This is a genomic window from Pseudomonas antarctica (genome assembly GCF_900624995.1).
Classification (GTDB): Bacteria; Pseudomonadota; Gammaproteobacteria; order Pseudomonadales; family Pseudomonadaceae; genus Aquipseudomonas; species Aquipseudomonas antarctica.
The window spans coordinates 181685-198225 of record NZ_UYXQ01000005.1; the positions used below are offsets into that span (position 1 = coordinate 181685).

Annotated in this window: 15 protein-coding genes and 1 pseudogene; 7 read left to right on the forward strand and 9 right to left on the reverse strand. The window is 60.1% G+C overall.

The window, feature by feature from the left end:
* The first annotated feature begins 176 nt into the window (after positions 1–176).
* Both E0F99_RS05965 and gbdR read left to right on the forward strand, forming a co-directional pair.
* On the forward strand, positions 177–1553 hold the full coding sequence (locus E0F99_RS05965; protein WP_083356382.1) for an L-serine ammonia-lyase: 1377 nt from the start codon (positions 177–179) through the stop codon (positions 1551–1553).
* 465 nt (positions 1554–2018) lie between these two features.
* Positions 2019–3122 (forward strand): choline metabolism transcriptional regulator GbdR, encoded by a 1104-nt coding sequence (gene gbdR, locus E0F99_RS05970; RefSeq protein WP_032884022.1) that lies wholly within the window; start codon positions 2019–2021, stop codon positions 3120–3122.
* A 95-nt stretch (positions 3123–3217) separates the two neighbouring features.
* On the opposite strand, the gene E0F99_RS05975 is transcribed toward gbdR, so the two are convergent.
* The 6 genes and pseudogenes from E0F99_RS05975 to E0F99_RS06000 form a co-directional block, all read right to left on the reverse strand.
* The gene (locus E0F99_RS05975; protein WP_083356383.1) at positions 3218–3481 is read right to left on the reverse strand and encodes a hypothetical protein; all 264 of its coding nucleotides are present in this window, start codon (positions 3479–3481) and stop codon (positions 3218–3220) included.
* Positions 3482–3851: 370 nt separating this feature from the next.
* Positions 3852–5009, reverse strand: a pseudogene (locus E0F99_RS05980) (gamma-butyrobetaine dioxygenase); the annotation flags it as partial.
* 9 nt (positions 5010–5018) lie between these two features.
* A complete protein-coding gene (locus E0F99_RS05985) occupies positions 5019–5495 on the reverse strand; it encodes a thioesterase family protein (RefSeq protein WP_083356384.1) in 477 nt (158 codons plus the stop codon).
* A gap of 73 nt (positions 5496–5568) precedes the next feature.
* Entirely contained in the window at positions 5569–6534 is a 966-nt protein-coding gene (locus E0F99_RS05990) for an L-carnitine dehydrogenase (RefSeq protein WP_083356385.1), read from the reverse strand.
* A 165-nt stretch (positions 6535–6699) separates the two neighbouring features.
* Positions 6700–7587 (reverse strand): 3-dehydrocarnitine:acetyl-CoA trimethylamine transferase CdhC, encoded by an 888-nt coding sequence (cdhC, locus tag E0F99_RS05995; protein ID WP_083356386.1) that lies wholly within the window; start codon positions 7585–7587, stop codon positions 6700–6702.
* A gap of 76 nt (positions 7588–7663) precedes the next feature.
* Positions 7664–8608: a choline ABC transporter substrate-binding protein gene (locus tag E0F99_RS06000; protein ID WP_083356387.1), complete on the reverse strand. Its 945-nt coding sequence runs from the start codon at positions 8606–8608 to the stop codon at positions 7664–7666.
* A gap of 194 nt (positions 8609–8802) precedes the next feature.
* Between E0F99_RS06000 and E0F99_RS06005 the strand changes: the two genes are divergently transcribed.
* Entirely contained in the window at positions 8803–9747 is a 945-nt protein-coding gene (locus E0F99_RS06005; protein ID WP_083356388.1) for a GlxA family transcriptional regulator, read from the forward strand.
* Between the two features lie 68 nt (positions 9748–9815).
* Positions 9816–10994: an AAA family ATPase gene (locus E0F99_RS06010; protein ID WP_083356389.1), complete on the forward strand. Its 1179-nt coding sequence runs from the start codon at positions 9816–9818 to the stop codon at positions 10992–10994.
* 121 nt (positions 10995–11115) lie between these two features.
* On the opposite strand, the gene E0F99_RS06015 is transcribed toward E0F99_RS06010, so the two are convergent.
* The 3 genes from E0F99_RS06015 to E0F99_RS06025 are packed head-to-tail and all read right to left on the reverse strand — an operon-like array spanning position 11116 to position 12499.
* Positions 11116–11532, reverse strand: coding sequence for a DUF3010 family protein (locus tag E0F99_RS06015; RefSeq protein WP_083356390.1), 417 nt, complete (start codon positions 11530–11532; stop codon positions 11116–11118).
* 41 nt (positions 11533–11573) lie between these two features.
* Complete coding sequence (locus E0F99_RS06020) at positions 11574–12056, reverse strand: DUF3592 domain-containing protein (protein WP_083356391.1); 483 nt, start codon at positions 12054–12056, stop codon at positions 11574–11576.
* 41 nt (positions 12057–12097) lie between these two features.
* Positions 12098–12499, reverse strand: coding sequence for a lysozyme inhibitor LprI family protein (locus E0F99_RS06025; RefSeq protein ID WP_083356392.1), 402 nt, complete (start codon positions 12497–12499; stop codon positions 12098–12100).
* Positions 12500–12718: 219 nt separating this feature from the next.
* Here E0F99_RS06025 and E0F99_RS06030 point away from each other — a divergent pair, with 219 nt between their 5' ends.
* From E0F99_RS06030 to dgcA, 3 genes are all read left to right on the forward strand, one after another.
* A complete protein-coding gene (locus E0F99_RS06030) occupies positions 12719–13696 on the forward strand; it encodes a dipeptidase (protein WP_083356393.1) in 978 nt (325 codons plus the stop codon).
* Between the two features lie 70 nt (positions 13697–13766).
* Positions 13767–14297 carry a DUF5943 domain-containing protein gene (locus E0F99_RS06035; RefSeq protein WP_007947752.1) on the forward strand — a complete coding sequence of 177 codons (531 nt, stop codon included), beginning with the start codon at positions 13767–13769 and terminating at the stop codon, positions 14295–14297.
* Positions 14298–14312: 15 nt separating this feature from the next.
* Complete coding sequence (gene dgcA, locus E0F99_RS06040) at positions 14313–16373, forward strand: dimethylglycine demethylation protein DgcA (protein WP_083356394.1); 2061 nt, start codon at positions 14313–14315, stop codon at positions 16371–16373.
* The last annotated feature ends 168 nt before the right edge of the window (positions 16374–16541 follow it).

Below are 16541 nucleotides of genomic sequence, written 5' to 3' on the forward strand. Positions count from 1 at the left end.
TGCACCGCTAAAAACGGCCAAAACGCCTGATCGCACGAGGGCGGCGTTGGTGAGCATGGTTACGTCGGTGTGAGACGCCGTGAGGGCGGATAAAAGCTTGATGATGCCGCCATCTGGGCGATCTGAGCGTAGCAGCTTGTTCATGCCTAGCCTGCTCACCGAGGAGTTTCACGGCAATGGCTATCAGCGTTTTCGACCTGTTCAAGATCGGCATCGGGCCTTCGAGTTCTCACACCGTCGGCCCCATGCGCGCCGCGGCGTTGTTCGTCCAAGCATTGCGTGAACGTGAACTGTTGGAACAAGTCAGGCACGTCGAAGTTCAGCTGTATGGTTCATTGTCGGCCACCGGCATCGGCCACGGCAGCGACACCGCCACCATCATGGGCCTGATGGGCGAGTGGCCGGACGCGATCGACCCGGCGCAAATTGGCCAGCGTATTCATACCCTGCGCGAGACCGACACGCTGTTGCTCGACGGGTATTTGCCGGTGCCTTTCATATGGGCGCGCGACATGCGCCTGCTCGACGAAAACCTACCGTTCCACCCCAACGGCATGACGCTGGTGGTGTTCGGTGAAGACGGCGAGCTGCACCGCGATACTTACTATTCAGTCGGTGGCGGTTTTGTGGTGGATCAAGCCCAGGCGCAAAGCGGTGTGGCCGATATGGACCGCACCGAACTGCCGTATGACTTTTCCAGCGCGGTGGAGCTGTTGCAGCTGTGCAAAACCCACAACCTGCGCGTGGCCGAGTTGATGCTGGCTAACGAAAAGGTCTGGCGCTCCGAAGAAGAAATCCGCACTGGGCTGATGAAACTTTGGCGGGCCATGCAGGATTGCGTGGAGCAGGGTCTCAAGCATGAGGGCATCCTGCCCGGCGGTTTGAACGTGCGTCGCCGCGCTGCCAAGTTGCACCGCAGCTTGCAGGAGCTGGGCAAGCCGAATGTGATCGGCTCGACCTTGAGCGCGATGGAGTGGGTCAACCTGTTCGCCCTGGCGGTGAATGAGGAAAACGCCGCTGGCGGGCGCATGGTCACCGCACCGACTAATGGCGCGGCGGGGATCATCCCGGCGGTGTTGCACTACTTTATGAAGTTCAGCGAAGAGGTCACTGAAGCCAACGTCGTTGATTACCTGCTCGGCGCGGCGGCAGTGGGGATTCTGTGTAAAAAGAACGCCTCGATCTCCGGCGCCGAAGTTGGCTGCCAGGGCGAGGTGGGTTCGGCGTGCGCCATGGCCGCTGCCGGGCTGGCCGAGATCCTCGGCGCCACGCCGGAGCAAGTGTGCAACGCCGCCGAAATTGGCCTGGAGCATAACCTCGGCCTGACCTGCGACCCGGTGGGTGGGCTGGTGCAAGTGCCGTGTATCGAGCGCAATGCGATTGCGGCGGTGAAAGCGATCAACGCGGCGCAAATGGCGCTGCGTGGCGATGGCCAGCACTTTATCTCGTTGGACCGTGTGATCCGCACCATGCGCGATACCGGCGCGGACATGCATGACAAATACAAGGAAACCTCGCGCGGTGGGTTGGCGGTGAGTGCGGTGGAGTGTTGACCGCTTTCTTCTGGTGAGCGGCGTGTTGTGGCAAGCCCGCTCGCCACAATTGATTGGCAACTCTGCTCAAAAAGTGAACACCCGGATTCAAAAGCGCCACCTTTTAGCGCGTCGCAAACAGATAAGTAGCTCCAGAACGATTTTCCGCTCGACCACCTGTCACCCGTGCGTGCGGTGACAGACTTTTCCCACGCCCTCAAAGCGCCTTCCCACAAGTGCTACCGATCTGCTCACACCCCGTGAGCAGGCTTACTTCAACGTCCTTTTCGGGTCATATCCCGCACTCCTTACGCGGGCTTATATAGACGCATCATCAGGTCGTTTTCAGGAGTTATTGAATGCCCATTCAATTTTAGGCATGGCATTTGCTCTATCAATTCAAAGCCTCTCTCTGCACAAGAGCAGGGCGCAATAACAAGAGCCTCGCCTGAGGCCATCACCCGCTTTGTGTGAGGAGATACCGCGATGACGTCGTTCAACTCAGGGGCTCAACCCCAGAACCGTGCGCCTCAATCCATCGGCTTTTTGCTGCTGGACAATTTCACGCTGATTTCCCTGGCGTCCGCAGTGGAGCCCCTGCGCATGGCCAACCAGCTGTCCGGTCGCGAGCTGTATCGCTGGACAACCCTGAGTGTCGACGGCAACCAAGTGTGGGCCAGCGATGGTCTGCAAATCACCCCCGATGCTTCCATGCACAAAGCCCCGGCCCTGGACACTGTGATTGTGTGCGGCGGCGTGGGTATCCAGCGCACCGTTACCCGTGAACACGTGTCGTGGCTGCAAAGCCAGGCGCGCCAGTCGCGTCGCCTTGGCGCCGTGTGCACTGGCAGTTGGGCCCTGGCCTGCGCCGGTTTGCTCGACGGCTTTGATTGCAGCGTGCACTGGGAATGCCTGGCGTCGATGCAGGAAGCGTTCCCGCGCGTGGCCATGAGCACACGCCTGTTCACCCTCGACCGCAACCGCTTCACCAGTTCGGGCGGCACTGCGCCGCTGGACATGATGCTGCACCTGATCAGCCGCGACCACGGCCGTGAGTTGTCAGCCGCCATCTCCGAAATGTTTGTCTACGAACGCATCCGCAACGAACAGGATCACCAGCGCGTGCCGCTCAAGCACATGCTCGGCACCAACCAGCCGAAGCTGCAGGAAATCGTCGCGCTAATGGAAGCCAACCTCGAAGAGCCCATCGACCTGGACGAGCTGGCGGTGTACGTCGCCGTGTCGCGTCGCCAGTTGGAGCGGCTGTTCCAGAAATACCTGCACTGCTCGCCATCGCGTTATTACCTGAAGCTGCGTCTGATTCGTGCGCGGCAATTGCTCAAGCAAACGCCGATGTCGATCATCGAAGTGGCCTCGGTGTGCGGGTTTGTGTCCACGCCGCACTTCTCTAAGTGCTATCGCGAGTACTTCGGCATTCCGCCGCGCGATGAGCGTGTAGGCTCCAACACCACCCAGCAAGTGGCGATGATGCCGATTCCGCAGGCGCTGGTGTTGTCACCGCTGGCGGGGCCAATGTCGGCGTTGAGTCAGGCGCGGAACGAGTCGACTTTCGCGAGTGTAAGGCTCTAGACCGAAGGTACTTCATCGCAGGCAAGCCAGCTCTCACATTTTGATCTGTGAATACATTCAAATGTGGAAGCTGGCTTGCCTGCGATAGCGATCTATCAGACGCCAGAGTTCTGCTTGAACTGCCCCAACGCCGGCAACAACTGCTTGTCGATCGCCTGGCGTACAGCCGGCAGGATCGTCGCACTGCCGGTGTACATCTGTTCCACCATGCCCTTGAGCGCCTTGGCCCGCGCGGCGCTCAAACCGCGTACCGCACACTCGCAAGCCTGCTCGGCGGTAGCACCGCTGGACACTTCAAAACCCAGTGAGCGCAGTTGCCCCAGCAGGTCATCCTGGTCAATCAAATCCGCGTGCATCATGACGTTCATCCTGGTGTAGGGAGCGGGGACTGACTTGGATTCTGGTAGGCCCCCGGCCGGTCGGCAAGGGCAGAATTGAAGAATGGCTCAGATGGCTATGAACAGGTCGTTTTCGGGTCATTTACCGACACAAGTAATAGGCACACTGAACGCCAGGCACGCACCTTGAAGGTTTGGTCACCCTCGGGATGTCACGCTCACACCAAGCACTGCGCCCCGATCCAGTCACGGCTGGATCGGGGCTTTTTTTACCTGGAATGTGTGGTGAGTTCACAGGCCCCCTCGCAGGCAAGCCAGCGCCCACATTTTGACTTGTGAACGCGGTCAAATATGCGAGCTGGCTTGCCTGCGAGGGGCGCGCTGCGGTCTGCCGCTGCAACACCAGAATCCGTGAGAGCAACTCATCCCGGTCGATGTAACAACCCTGAAAGTGCCGCGCTCCGGAAACCGGGTCAAACGCATTGCGCGCATGCAACGTACGGCGGTTATCAAAGCACCACAACTCGCCCGGATTCAAACGCTTGACCAACCGAAACCGCTCCTCCCGCGTCATCGCAATAAAGCGCCGATACGCGCGATACAACAACGGCATCTGCGCCACCGGCGCCTCGAACGGCCCGCGCAAAAAGTTGGCCATGCGAATCTCCGCCACGTCACCCCAAGCATCCAGCGCAATGATCGGCGCGAGGCGGCGATAGTCGCTGTGACGGTCCTTGTTGCGAAACTCCACGGGGATTTCACACAGCGCCTGAAATGCCTCGGGGTCTTCGCTGCGCAGCGCATGGGCGATGGCAAACCCATCGACAAAAATGCTCTCGCCGCCGGTGGCATCGTTCACCAGGCAATGCAGAAATTGCAGCCCTGGCTGCAGCTCTCGCGTCGGCAAATCGCTGTGCAACGGCAGGTTGAAAGCGGTGTAGGCATTACTGTCGGCATCGGCCTTGGACTGCACGTTGAACAGCACGCCGAAGTTGCTCTCGCGGATAAACGAAATGCGCTTGGCGATCAGCGCCAGGGAGCCAGGTTCAGTGGGTACGCCACGGATTTGCGTGAGGCCGCCGTCACGCAAGGCCAGCAACCATTGCAGCAGAATATTCGGCTCTTGCATCACGGCTGCGTAGTCGAATACGGGCAGCTCGAAGTCGCTGTTCCATAGCCGCGATTTTGGCTTGGCTGCACGGCGTTCGGCGCGTGACTCATCGTCGTAGGCATGGGCCCGCAACCAGCCCGGGTCGTACTGGCTGTGATGGCCGCCGCGCCATTCCACGCTCAGAAAACCCTGATCAATACCTGCGCTGACGGCGGTGAGATTATCGTCCACATCGACAATCTCCAACACCTGCTCGCGGGTCACGCTGTATACGCACTGCGCGCAGGGGCAGTTGTCCCGCAGCCACTGATGATGAAACGGGCTCACCCGCCCATCAGCCCACTGCACGCTGAGTTGATCGCTGTGCACCTGCACATTGGCAAGGTCGCTGATCAGTGGGTAGGTACGGAAGTCGGCAACAGCAGCGGCGGTTTGCATGGCGATTCCCTATTTTTGGGGTGGCAGTCCAATCACGCGGCCGAGCAGGGCGGGCTTCGGCAGGTCGGTTTGTTCGGCGCTGATGCGTGCAAGCTTGCCCAGCACGGCCTCGGTGAACGGCGCCGAATGCGGGCCGGCGAGGTCGACGTGGAGCAACATTTGCTCGTTGCCGGCCAGCTCCTTTTCGTCGCCCACCAGGTGCAGGCTGTGATAGAGGTGCAGGCGCTTGCGGTCGTGGGCGATGAGTTGGGTGTGCACTTCGACGTCGGCGCCCAGCTTCACTTCGTGCAGGTAGTTGAGGTGCAGTTCCAGGGTGAACAGTGAAGTGCCGCTGGCTTCGCGGTTGTCGCTGTCCAGGCCCAGCGTGTCCATCAGCGCGTCGGTGGCGTAACTGAAGATCAGCAGGTAGAACGCATCGCGCAGGTGGCCGTTGTAATCCACCCAGTCGGGGAGGATTTTTGTGCTGTAAGTCGTCAGTGCAGGCATGTCTGGGGTTCCGGGTCATTACTCGGTCAACTGTGGGAGCAGGCAAGCCAGCTCCCACAGAGATCAACAGCGGCTATTCGGCGAAGCTCATACCGTGTTTGGCTTTGGTGGTTTTCACCGCCTCCAGCACCGCCAACAGGCAATCATCACGATAGCGCTCCAGCGCCGAAATGCTGTGCTTGCCCAACTGCTCGCTGGTGCCATCGACCACATCATCAATCAACTTGTCAGTCAATTCCGGCGCCGGCAGGTACGTCCACGGCAACTGCAGCGCCGGGCCGAACTGCGCCATGAAATGCCGCATTCCGGCATCACCGCCGGCCAGGGTGTAAGTCAGGAAGGTGCCCATGAACGACCAGCGCAAGCCGGCGCCAAAACGGATGGCGTCGTCGATCTCGCCGGTGGTCGCCACGCCGTCGTTAACCAAGTGCAGCGCCTCACGCCACAGCGCTTCAAGCAGGCGGTCTGCGATAAACCCCGGCACTTCCTTACGCACATGCAACGGGCGCATGCCGAGTGATTCATACACCTTGATCGCCGCCTGAACAGCCTCCGGCGCGGTATTTTTGCCGCCCACCACTTCCACCAGCGGCAACAGGTAAACCGGGTTAAACGGGTGGCCGACCACGCAGCGTTCCGGGTGGATGGAACCCTCGTAGAACTCGCTTGGCAACAGGCCCGAGGTACTCGAACCAATCAGCGCATTCGGCTTGGCCGCCGCGCTGATCTTGCTGTGCAACTCCAGTTTCAGCTCCAGGCGTTCCGGGGCGCTTTCCTGGATGAAGTCGGCGTCTTTCACGCACGCTTCGATCGTGGCGACAAAGCGCAGGCGGTCCTGGGAGGCTCCCGGTGCCAAGCCTTGTTTTTCCAACGCGCCCCAGGCATTGGCGACGCGTTTGCGCAGGGCCGCTTCGGCGCCGGGCGCCGGGTCCCAGGCGACTACATCCAGGCCGTGGGCCAGGGCGCGGGATACCCAGCCGCTGCCGATGACGCCGCTGCCGAGGGCGGCGAAGGTTTTGATTTCGGTGATAAAGCGCATGGCAAATTCCTAAAGTATTCGCAAATTCTGTGTTGGCAACCGGTGCAAAATGTGGGAGCGGGCTTGCTCGCGAATGCGGTATGTCAGTTGATGCATTCGGTGACTGATTCATCGCATTCGCGAGCAAGCCCGCTCCCACATTTTTAATTCGGTTTCGGCAGGGCGTTAGCCGCGCTTGGTCAGGCCCATCTTGATTCGACCTTCCGCCGGGGTCATGACCCGCGCGCCCAGGCGGCTGAGGATTTCACTCGCTCGCTCCACCAGTTGACCGTTGGTGGCGAGCACACCTTTGTCCAGCCACAGGTTGTCTTCCAGGCCGACCCGCACGTTGCCGCCCAGCAGCACCGCTTGGGCGGCCATCGGCATTTGCATGCGACCAATACCGAAGCCGGCCCACACCGCATCGGCGGGCAGGTTGTCGACCATGGCTTTCATGGTGGTGGTGTCAGCCGGTGCGCCCCATGGGATGCCCAGGCACAGTTGGAACAACGGGTTGTCGAGCAGGCCCTCCTTGATCATCTGCTTGGCGAACCACAGGTGGCCGGTGTCGAAAATTTCCAGCTCGGCCTTAACGCCCAACTCTTGAATGCGCTTGGCGCCAGCGCGCAGTTGGGCTGGGGTGGACACGTAAATGGTGTCGCCATCGCCGAAGTTCAGGGTGCCGCAGTCCAGTGTGCAGATTTCCGGCAGCAGCGCTTCCACGTGGGCCAGGCGGGTCAGCGGGCCGACCAGGTCGGTGTTGGGGCCGAACTCCATCGGGTTCTCCCCAGCGCCGATTTCCAGGTCGCCACCCATGCCAGCGGTGAGGTTGACGATGATGTCGATGTCGGCCTCGCGGATGCGCTCCATCACTTCGCGGTACAACGCAACGTCGCGGCTGAACTTGCCGGTTTCGGGGTCACGCACGTGGCAGTGCACCACGGTTGCGCCAGCCTTGGCGGCTTCCACGGCGGCAGCGGCGATTTGTTTGGGAGTGACCGGCACGTGTGGGCTTCTGCCGGTCGTGTCGCCAGCACCGGTGAGTGCGCAGGTGATGATGACGTCGTGGTTCATGAGTCGGTTCCTTACAGGCGGGCGTAGTGATGCCGCGCGCAGCCAAAAACGGCTGCGACACGGTGATTCGGATCGGTTATTTGCTGGTCAATTGCAGGTTGGCCGCGGCCGGTTTGCCGTCGAAGGTGGTCACGCCTTCAAGCCAGCGCTGCTGGTCTTGCGGGTGGTCCTTGAGCCACTGCTTGGCGGACTCGAGCGCGTCTTTGTGATCCAGCAACGGCTGCATCATTCGGCTCTCGTCGGCGGCGGTGAAGGTCAGGTTGGTCAGCAGCTTGTGCACGTTCGGGCATTGTTCGGCGTAGGTCGGCGAGGTGACGCTCCACACCGTGGCCATGCCTTCGTTCGGGCCCAGGGCATCGTCGCTGCCGGTGAGGTAAGTCATCGCGACGTTGACGTTCATCGGGTGCGGCGCCCAGCCGAAGAACACCACGGCTTCCTTGCGGCGCACGGCGCGGTCCACGGCGGCGAGCATGCCGGCTTCACTGGACTCCACCAGCTGGAACTTGCCCAGGCCGAACTGGTTCTTGGCAATCATCGCCTTGATCTGGGTGTTGGCACCCGAGCCCGGCTCGATGCCGTAGATCTTGCCGCCCAGTTCTTTCTCGAACTTGGCGATGTCGGCGAAGGTTTTCAGGCCCTTGTCCGCCAGGTAAGTCGGCACGGCGAGGGTCGCGCGCGCGTCTTCCAGGCTCGGTTTCTCAAGGACCTTCAGCTGTTTGGCGTTAACAAAGGGGGTGATGGTCTGGGTCATCAGCGGGTTCCAGTAACCCAGGAACAGGTCCAGGCGCTGGTCACGGATGCCAGCGAAGATGATTTGCTGGGAGGCGCTGGTTTGTTTGGTCTTGTAGCCGAGGCCGTCGAGCAACACTTGGGTCATGGCGCTGGTGGCGATCACGTCGGTCCAGTTCACCACGCCCATGCGCACGTTTTGGCAAGACGCCGCATCGGCTGCCATCACGTGGGTGCTCAAAATGGCGCTGGCGCTGAGTGCAAGCACACAGCGGCTGATCAGTCGGTTCATGGTGGATCCCTCGGCAGGTCGTTATTGTGGGGGCCGGCGTCTTTGTGCGCCGTGGGATCAAGGTACGCAGCTTGACCGGCGGCAAAGCGCACGGCGGCGACCCGCTCTTGCACTACAGCGACCTGTGCTCTTGAATGGCCGGTTGAACTGGCGTATCACAGTGACCACGCTGCCCGTCCTACGAGAGCGCCACCATGTCCCAGGATTTCTACTTTCTGCTGATGCCGGGTTTCTCGGCCATCGGCTTTATCTCCGCGCTGGAACCGCTGCGCGTGGCCAATCGCTTTCGCGGCGAGCTGTACCGCTGGCATGTACTTAGCACCGATGGCGGTGCGGTGCTGGCGAGCAACGGCATGTCGGTCAACGCCGACGCCGCATTGGAGCCGCTGAAAAAAGGCGCGACGCTGATGGTGGTCGCCGGTTTCGAACCCTTGCAGTTCGCCACGCCTGCGCTGGAACACTGGTTGCGCCGTCTCGATCATGACGGCGTGACGTTGGGCGCCATCGACACCGGCGCCTGCGTGCTCGCCGAAGCAGGCCTGCTCGACGGCCACCGCCTGACGTTGCACTGGGAAGCCATCGACGCGTTTAAGGAGTCTTATCCACAGCTCACCGTGACCCAAGAGCTGTTCGAGATCGACCGCCGGCGCATCACCTGCGCCGGCGGCACGGCTTGCATCGACCTGATGCTCGACCTGATCGCCCAGGCCCACGGCCCGGACTTGGCGATCCAGGTTTCCGAGCAATTCGTACTCGGGCGCATCCGCCCGCGCAAAGACCACCAGCGCATGCAGATCGCCACGCGCTACGGCATCAACAACAAGAAGTTGGTGCAGGTGATCGGTGAAATGGAGCAACACACCGAGCCGCCGCTGAGCACCTTGGCATTGGCCGATGCAATCAAAGTCACCCGGCGCCAGCTGGAACGGCTGTTTCGCCTGCACTTGAACGACACACCGAGCAACTTCTACCTCGGCCTGCGCCTGGAAAAAGCCCGGCAGTTATTGCGCCAGAGCGACATGAGCGTGCTGGAAGTCAGTATTGCGTGCGGGTTTGAGTCGCCGTCGTATTTCACACGCAGCTATCGGGTGCGGTTTGCGAAATGTCCGAGGGAGGATCGGCGACGAGAGGTGGTGTGACGGGCAATTATAGTCAATTATACTCGTCACTATAATTTATAGTCCTTTCAATAATTGAGTATAAAAGCATGTCGAAGAACAGCGGCTTCGTATTCCGCCGCCCCGCCCTGGCAAGCAGCATTGCTGACGGTTTGGTGGGGGCTGGTATTCAGGATTTTACCTCTGGCCTGTTTCTCGCGGCGCCGCGTCGTACCGGCAAAAGCACCTTTTTGCGCGAAGACCTTATCCCGGAGTGTCAGCTGCGGGGGTGGCTGGCGGTGTACGTGGATCTTTGGGCCGACAAAGAGAAAGATCCGGCTGAGTTGATCGCCAGCGCTATTGCCGCGGCGCTGGTGCCTTATGAAAAGGGCATTCGCAAACTGGCCAAGAATATTGGAATCGAGAAACTCAGCTTTCTGCGTACCCTCTCCTGGGACTTTACCAAGCCACAATTGCCCGTCGGCGCCACGCTGACCCAAGCCTTGGAATTGCTCCACAGCGCGGCGGAAAAAACCGTCGTGCTGGTGATTGACGAAGCGCAGCACGCCTTAACCACCGAGCCAGGTGTCAACGCGATGTTTGCGTTAAAGGCCGCCCGGGATCAGCTCAACCAAGGTCGTGACGAGGAGGGCAGTGGCTTGCACCTGGTGTTCACCGGTTCCAACCGCGACAAGCTCGCGCATTTGGTGTTGGGCAAAAGTCAGCCGTTTTTCGGCTCCAGCATCACGCCGTTCCCCTTGCTCGGCAAAGCGTTCACCCAGGCTTATACCGCACACCTCAACGCGCACCTGGCCGAAACCAATCAATTCAGCGCTGCCGACATTGACGAGGCGTTTGAGTTGGCAGGTCATCGTCCCGAGATGCTGCGCACCATCATCGGTGAAGTGGCGCTGGAACTGGGCGAGGCCAGCAATTTGGGCCAACTGCTGCACAGTCGTGCCGAACTATTGCGTGCGGGTATATGGACTGAGTTCGAAAGCGCCTGGAACAATCTCACCATTCCCCAACGCGCCGTGCTGGAAGTGATGGTGGAGCGATCGCGCGCCAACGAGCCCTTCGCGCCGTTCACGGACAGCACCCTCACGGCCGTCAGCAAAGCGCTGGAGGACATGGGCAGCGACGTGGTGCCGGGCACCCAAACGATTCAGGCCTGTATCGATGCCCTGCGCGACAAAGAGCTGGTGTGGAAGTCGAGCCGGGGTGGCTATGCCTTGGAAGACAAGTCCTTCGGGGATTGGCTGCTGCACAAAAGCCGTACAAGGATTTAAAGGCAACAAGGTTCAAAGGTGGGAGCTGGCTTGCCTGCGATGCGGGCACCTCGGTGTATCAGTGACACACAGTTGATGCCATCGCAGGCAAGCCAGCTCCCACATTGATCTTCGGTGTGGCTTATTTCTTTACCAAGGCCGAACACGCCGCCTTGTAGGCCTCATGCTGATACTTGTTCAGCGAGGCCGGCAAATCAAAGTTGTGTTTCTTGCTCTGCGCATTAATGGTCTGCGGCGACAACAACGTCACCTCAACCCCCTCCAGCAACTGAAACACCCCTTCAATCTTGAACGTGGTCGGGCCACCGGCGAACTCGCCTTTCTTGCTGCGCTTTTTGATCGCGATACGGGTGATGGCGTTTGCCTGTACGAAAGCCTTTACCTGGGCGGCGAAGGCTTTGACGTTGGCCGCCTCATCGTCGTCTTCCAAGGCGATTTTCTTGGTGGCCAGGGCGACGTGGGCCAGCGCCTGGCTGTCCAGCGAGGCGACAGCGATGATGGCTTCGCTGCCTTTGATTTCGATGCCGCAGATAGTCATGCAATGGCCTATTAAATAAAGTGGAGGCTGAGTGGCGAGTATCAGTAATGCCGGTCTTCTTCTTGATGTTGATAGATCTGATGTGCCGTCCAGAACATCAGTATCGCGAGCACCATCATCAAGCCGACGCTTACGCTCATGATGTAGAAGTTAGGCGAACTCGATTTAAGGTTCGCCTTGATGTTATGCACCGTTGGAAACCATTTTGAGTACACCACGGGGACCGGGCTGCCCACTTCGTAGCCAGGGTCGTCGATGTAGCTGCTGTTGTTCACCATGCCTTCGATGCGTTGGCCTTCATGGTCGAAGGCGTAATACACGTTGGTGCTTGAGGCCCAGGCGCTGAGGCTTTCCAGTTGGGTGATGTGCCCGGTGGTTTCGATGGGCGCCGCCTTTATCAGTGCAAAAGGAGCACCCCGGCTCACTGACAAGCTCAGCATCAGCGACAGTATCAGCATGGCCAAAAACAGCAGGGCGGCGCGCGTGTAGAGGAAATCCCTCTGCGCTTCGCGTGGGTAATACATGTGAATTCCTTTTCAATAATCCTGGAAGCTTTGAATCTGGCTTATTCCTGCCCGATCGACTCCAAAAACTCCGACCGCTCATCACTCATCCGCGCCAGGCAGTCATTCTGTTGAATCGCATAGCCCTTGCTGCCGTTCACCGCCGGGAAGGTGTCCACTGCGCAATCGGCGTCGCGCAATTTTTCCCACTTCTGCTGGGCATCCTTCAGACGAGCGGTAATGTCGGCCAGTTGCGACTTGTTGCTGGCATAGGTCGAACCCATGCGTTCCAGCAGGCTTTGGTAGTTATCCTTGAGCAATTGCTCGGCGGTGGTTTTGTTGTAAGTGGCGCATTCCAGGGTTTGCTTGTCGTTCTCGATGCCATCGCATGGGGTGTTATCAGTGTCTTCGGCCGCGTGGACGCCGGTTGCGATGAGTGCCAAAGCCAGGAAAATCGATTTCATTGCGCCGTCTCATATCAGGTGATGTGGAATTCTGGCTCAAGCGTAAGACAAAGAACAGTCGTCAGTCAGACGTGTCCTGTAGGCCTTTGTCGCGGATTGACGCTTTCGGCAATTCCCCTGTCGTTTTTGCACCCGGTTCGTTCAGCCCCTGGGCATATGCTGGCCCCAAAGCGCCGGCAGACGATTCGGCGCATGAATCGCCAATAAGGGGGGCGCCTGATGAGCCCAGCGCAATTGCACGCCGACAGCATCGTTATCGACGGGCTGATCATTGCCAAGTGGAACCGCGAGCTGTTCGAGGACATGCGCAAAGGCGGCCTCACCGCTGCCAACTGCACTGTGTCGGTGTGGGAAGGGTTCCAGGCCACGATCAATAACATCGTGGCCAGCCAGACCCTGATCCGTGAGAACAGCGACCTGGTGATCCCGGTGAAAACCACCGCCGACATCCGCAAAGCCAAGGAGCAGGGCAAGACCGGCATTATCTTCGGCTTCCAGAACGCCCATGCGTTTGAAGACCAGCTGGGCTACGTCGAGATCTTCAAGCAGCTCGGCGTGGGCGTGGTGCAGATGTGCTACAACACCCAGAACCTGGTCGGCACCGGTTGCTACGAGCGTGACGGCGGCCTGTCGGGCTTTGGCCGTGAAGTCGTCGGTGAGATGAACCGCGTCGGCATCATGTGCGACCTGTCCCACGTCGGCTCCAAGACCAGCGAAGAAGTCATCCTCGAATCGAAAAAGCCGGTGTGCTACTCCCACTGCCTGCCTTCAGGCCTTAAAGAGCATCCGCGCAACAAGTCCGATGAAGAACTGAAGTTCATTGCCGACCACGGCGGTTTTGTCGGCGTGACCATGTTCGCGCCGTTCCTGGCCAAGGGCATTGATTCGACCATCGACGACTACGCCGAAGCCATTGAATACACCATGAACATCGTTGGCGAAGACGCCATCGGCATCGGCACCGACTTCACCCAGGGCCATGGCCAGGATTTCTTCGAAATGCTGACCCACGACAAGGGTTATGCCCGCCGCCTGACCAGCTTCGGCAAGATCATCAACCCGCTGGGCATCCGCACCGTGGGCGAGTTCCCCAACCTCACCGAGACCCTGCTCAAGCGCGGCCACAGCGAGCGCGTGGTGCGCAAAATCATGGGTGAAAACTGGGTCAATGTCCTGAAAGACGTCTGGGGCGAATAAGCCAACCTCTCTTTTCCTCCGGCCATCCGTGCCGGGGGCATCAACACGAATTTTCTGGAGTTAAGTTTCCATGGCCAAGATCGCCCCGCAATTGCCAATCGAAGTCGACAGCGAAACCGGTGTCTGGACCTCCGACGCCCTGCCGATGCTGTACGTGCCGCGCCATTTCTTCGTCAACAACCACATGGGGATTGAAGAAGTATTGGGCGCCGAGGCCTACGCCGAAATCCTCTACAAGGCTGGCTATAAATCCGCCTGGCACTGGTGTGAAAAAGAAGCTGAATGCCACGGCCTGGAAGGCGTTGCGGTGTTCGAGCACTACATGAAGCGCCTGTCGCAGCGCGGCTGGGGCCTGTTCAAGATCCAGGACATCGACCTCGACAAAGGCACCGCCAGCGTCAAGCTCGAACACTCGGCGTTTGTCTACGTGTACGGCAAGGTCGGGCGCAAGGTCGACTACATGTTCACCGGCTGGTTTGCCGGCGCCATGGACCAGATTCTGCAGGCGCGTGGCAGCAAGATCCGCACGGTGGCCGAGCAAGTCTACGGCGGCTCCGAAGAAGGCCACGACGATGGCCTGTTCACCGTCAAGCCGTTGTAAGTCGAGGACCCTGCCATGGCTTTCGAAGCAATGTTTGCGCCGATCCAGATCGGCAAACTGACCATCCGCAACCGCGTGCTCAGTACCGCCCACGCCGAGGTGTATGCCACCGACGGCGGCATGACCACCGACCGCTATGTGAAGTACTACGAAGAGAAAGCCAAGGGCGGGATCGGCCTGGCGATCTGCGGCGGGTCTTCCAGTGTGGCCATCGACAGCCCGCAAGGCTGGTGGAAATCGGTGAACCTGGCCGACGACCGGATCATCCCGCACTTCCAGAACCTGGCCGATGCCATGCACAAGCATGGCGCCAAGATCATGATCCAGATTACCCACATGGGCCGTCGCTCGCGCTGGGACGGCGAGCATTGGCCGACCCTGCTGTCGCCGTCGGGCATCCGTGAGCCGGTGCACCGTGCGACCTGCAAAACCATCGAGCCGGAAGAAATCTGGCGCGTGATCGGCAACTACGCCAGCGCCGCCGCGCGGGCCAAAGCCGGTGGCCTGGATGGCGTGGAACTGTCGGCGGTGCACCAGCACATGATCGACCAGTTCTGGAGCCCACGCGTCAATAAACGCACCGACGAATGGGGCGGCAGCTTTGAAAACCGCATGCGTTTCGGCCTGGAAGTGTTAAAGGCTGTGCGCAAGGAAGTCGGCCCGGATTTCTGCGTCGGCATCCGCCTGTGCGGCGATGAATTTCACCCGGACGGTTTGTCCCACGAGGACATGAAACAGATCGCCAAATATTACGACGACACCGGCATGTTGGACTTTATCGGCGTGGTGGGCTCGGGTTGCGACACCCACAACACCCTGGCCAACGTGATCCCGAACATGAGTTACCCACCGGAGCCGTTCCTGCACTTGGCCGCCGGTATCAAGGAAGTGGTCAAGGCGCCGGTGCTGCACGCGCAGAACATCAAGGACCCGAACCAGGCCACGCGCATTCTGGAAGGCGGCTACGTGGACATGGTCGGCATGACCCGTGCGCACATTGCCGACCCGCACCTGATCGCCAAGATCAAGATGGGCCAGATCGACCAGATCAAGCAGTGCGTGGGTGCCAACTACTGCATCGACCGCCAATACCAAGGGCTGGACGTGTTGTGCATCCAGAACGCCGCGACCTCGCGTGAATACATGGGCGTGCCGCACATCATCGAAAAGTCCACCGGGCCCAAACGCAAAGTCGTGGTGGTCGGTGCAGGCCCCGCCGGGATGGAAGCGGCGCGCGTCGCCGCCGAGCGTGGCCATGACGTGACACTGTTCGAGAAGAAAGACTTTATCGGTGGGCAAATCACCACCGCGTCCAAAGCCCCGCAGCGTGACCAGATCGCCGGCATCACGCGCTGGTTCCAGCTGGAACTGGCGCGCTTGAACGTCGACTTGCGCCTGGGCGTGGCGGCGAATGCCGAAGCGATCCTCGACTTGCGCCCGGATGTCGTGGTGCTGGCCGTCGGCGGGCATCCATTCCTGGAGCAGAACGAACACTGGGGCGCGGCCGAAGGCCTGGTGGTCAGCAGTTGGGACGTGCTCGACGGCAAAGTCGCGCCGGGCAAGAACGTGCTGGTGTACGACACCATCTGCGAATTCACCGGCATGTCGGTGGCGGATTTCCTTGCGGACAAGGGCAGCCAGGTTGAAATCGTCACCGACGATATCAAGCCGGGTGTGGCCGTCGGCGGTACGTCGTTCCCGACCTACTACCGCAGCATGTACCCCAAGGAAGTGATCATGACCGGCGACATGATGCTGGAAAAGGTCTACCGCGAAGGCGACAAGCTGGTGGCGGTGCTGGAGAACGAATACACCGGCGCCAAAGAGGAGCGGGTGGTGGACCAGGTGGTGGTGGAAAACGGTGTGCGTCCGGACGAAGAGATCTACTACGCCCTCAAGCCTGGTTCGCGTAACAAGGGCCAGATGGACATCGAAGCCCTGTTCGCAATCAAGCCACAGCCGTGCCTGAGCGAGCCGGGTGAGGGGTACTTGCTGTTCCGCATTGGTGACTGTGTGGCGCAACGTAATACCCACGCCGCCATCTATGACGCCCTGCGCCTGTGCAAGGATTTCTGACCCAACAGGAACGCGATCAATGTGGGAGCCAGCTTTTCTGTGGGAGCCGGGCTTGCCCGCGATGCAGGCAACTCGGTCTATAGGAAGACCGCGTTGATGCCATCGCAGGCAAGCCAGCTCCCACACAAGCCAGCTCTCACATTGAACCGATTCCCATGCAAGACCTGT